Source organism: uncultured Lamprocystis sp., from assembly GCF_903933125.1.
Classification (GTDB): domain Bacteria; phylum Pseudomonadota; class Gammaproteobacteria; order Chromatiales; family Chromatiaceae; genus Thiodictyon.
In genome coordinates, this window is sequence record NZ_CAIZIZ010000545.1 from 1 (window position 1) to 2,310 (window position 2,310).

The 2,310-nt window shown below is 70.1% G+C and carries 1 protein-coding gene; it reads right to left on the reverse strand.

The window, feature by feature from the left end:
- Positions 1-389 precede the first annotated feature (389 nt).
- On the reverse strand, positions 390-2,310 hold a 1,921-nt coding region (locus QZY03_RS29905), incomplete at its 5' end, for a type IIL restriction-modification enzyme MmeI (protein WP_367268255.1).

Below are 2,310 nucleotides of genomic sequence, written 5' to 3' on the forward strand. Positions count from 1 at the left end.
CGGTAGGTTGGGGTGAGGAACGAACCCCAACATCCCCGGCCGCCAATCGTTGGGGTTCCTTCGTCACCCCAACCTACGGCCCTGCGGCCAGAAACGTGAAAGGCGCGGGTCATCCCGCGCCTCCCCCGGTTGGCCTACTGCTGAGGCCGATGACGACTCGTCGACCAACCGTTACCCCTCTAGCATAGTCCCGCCCGCGGGCGCCTTCAAGCGCGGTAGGTTGGGGTGAGGAACGAACCCCAACATCCCCGGCCGCCAATCGTTGGGGTTCCTTCGTCACCCCAACCTACGGCTGAAGTCGCATCGACATCCGAGCCGATGGTGGTTGGTCTCCGGTGTTCCGGAAATTACCTTAGGATAAAGTACCCGGCGCGCCCCTCCGACCCGGCCTAACCAGCCAGGTAGCGCCCGTCGTCCAGCCGACGGGCGTGGCCGAGGCTGGCCAGGGTGGCCAGGAGTTCGGCGACTTTGGCGCGGGGCGCGCGGGTGAAGCCCTGGGCCAGGTCGGCGGCGGTGACCGGTGCGGCACGGGCGGCGAGTGCCGCGCGCAGCGCTTGGAATTGATCGGGCAGGGTCTTGGGCCAGTCCGGCTTGGGTCCGGTGCCGACCGCGGCGGCGGCGTCCGGTGCCGATTCCGCGGCGACCGCGCCGGCGCCCGCGGGGTGCTGAAACTCCGGGCGTAGCCAGCGGATGAGGCCGCGGCGTTCCTCGGCGGCGCGCTCGGCGTTGAGTGCGACCAGGCGTTGCAGGATGAGTTCCTCAACGTCGGCGGGCGGGGTGGCGGACGCGGTCGCTCCTGATGCGGAGCCCGCGTCACCGCATCCGACCGCCGGGCGCGGGGCCGACAGGGCCGCGGTCAGGTCGTCCCAGCCATAGGCGGCCAGCACGGCGGCGTCCAGTTCGTCATGGATCTGGCGCAGGATCGCGACCAGCCCTTGCTCATGGATCACCCGGTCTTTGGGGCTCAGTGGCGCACCAGTGCGCAGGTGCTCCAGGACGTTGTACATCCCGGTCATGGTCAGGCCCGGATGCAGCGCCTGGCGCTGTTTGCGGTGCGCGTCCAGATCCTCGGCCAGTTGGCGGATGCGGGCCTGGTGCGGCGCGTCCGGAGCCGGGAATGGGAAGGTTTCGAAGCAGCGGGTCTTGGTGTAGCGGGGGTCGTTGCCGACACCGAGGCGGGCACCGGTTGCCAAAGCCCAATCGACGTGGACGCGACTGGAGAGGACGCCCAGCGCCCAGGCGTCATCCAGGGCGATGGCGATCAGCATGTTGTCGGGCAGTACGGACTGATCCAAAAAGACGAAGGTCCGGTGCTTGGCGGTCTCGACGGTGGCGATGTAGCGCGGCAGTCCGGCCAGATAGCGGCGTAACTCCGGCCTGGGTTTCCCGTGCAGCCACCATAAGGCCGCGTAGCCGGCCCCGTCCCTGGTGTGGCCCCTGGCGTCCCGCTCCGGCTTCACCCGCTCGAGCACCCACTGATAGATCTCCGGGTAGCGCCCTCTGACCTCAGCGGCGGTGAGTCCGAACAGATCGATGACCAGGACCCCGCGCGGGGTCTGCGTCAGGTCGCGGCCGTTGCGGTAGCACCGCAGATGCTGCTCCAGATCCGGCAGTCGGCCGAGCCCCAAGGCCGCCGCTTCGTCGGGCGTGACGATGAAGCCGGCCCCGTGCAGCTTGACGCCGGGCGAGGAGAGGCCCAGGTTCGCCAGCAGCGGGACCGCCGCGGCAACATCCGCCCCGATCCGCAGGTCGGTATGGATGGGTCCCTCGGTCCGCTCCAGATCGACCTCCAGCCCCTCGCCCTGACCGGGGCGCTCGGCCGTCACCCGCTCCAGCACACCGGGAAAGCTCCCCGCCTGGCCGACGGTCATGCCGATACGCACCGCGGCCCCGTCGGCGGCGTCCACCCAGGGGTGATCCGGCACCGCGTAGCACAGCGACAACGGCTCGGCGGCGCTGAGATGACGCTCCAGCACACGCCGGTTGAAGGTCTGGCGCAGGCTGTTGGTGGTGATGAACCCGAAGCGGCGCAGGTGGCCGGCGCGGGTCAGTGCGGCGGCGCGCTCCCACCAGTACATCACATAGTCGGCGGACTCGGGAACCTCGGGCCAGGCGGCGCGCAGCGCTTCCACGTAGCCGTCGCCGAGCGCGCGGCGCAGGGTGGACGCGCCGATGAACGGCGGATTGCCGACCACGAAATCCGCTGCGGGCCACTCCGCCTGGCGCGGATTGATAGAGCGTTCCAGCGCGACGCGGGCGGTTTCATCCGGGACCGGTTCGCCGGTGACCGGGTGGGGCTTGGTGGTGCGC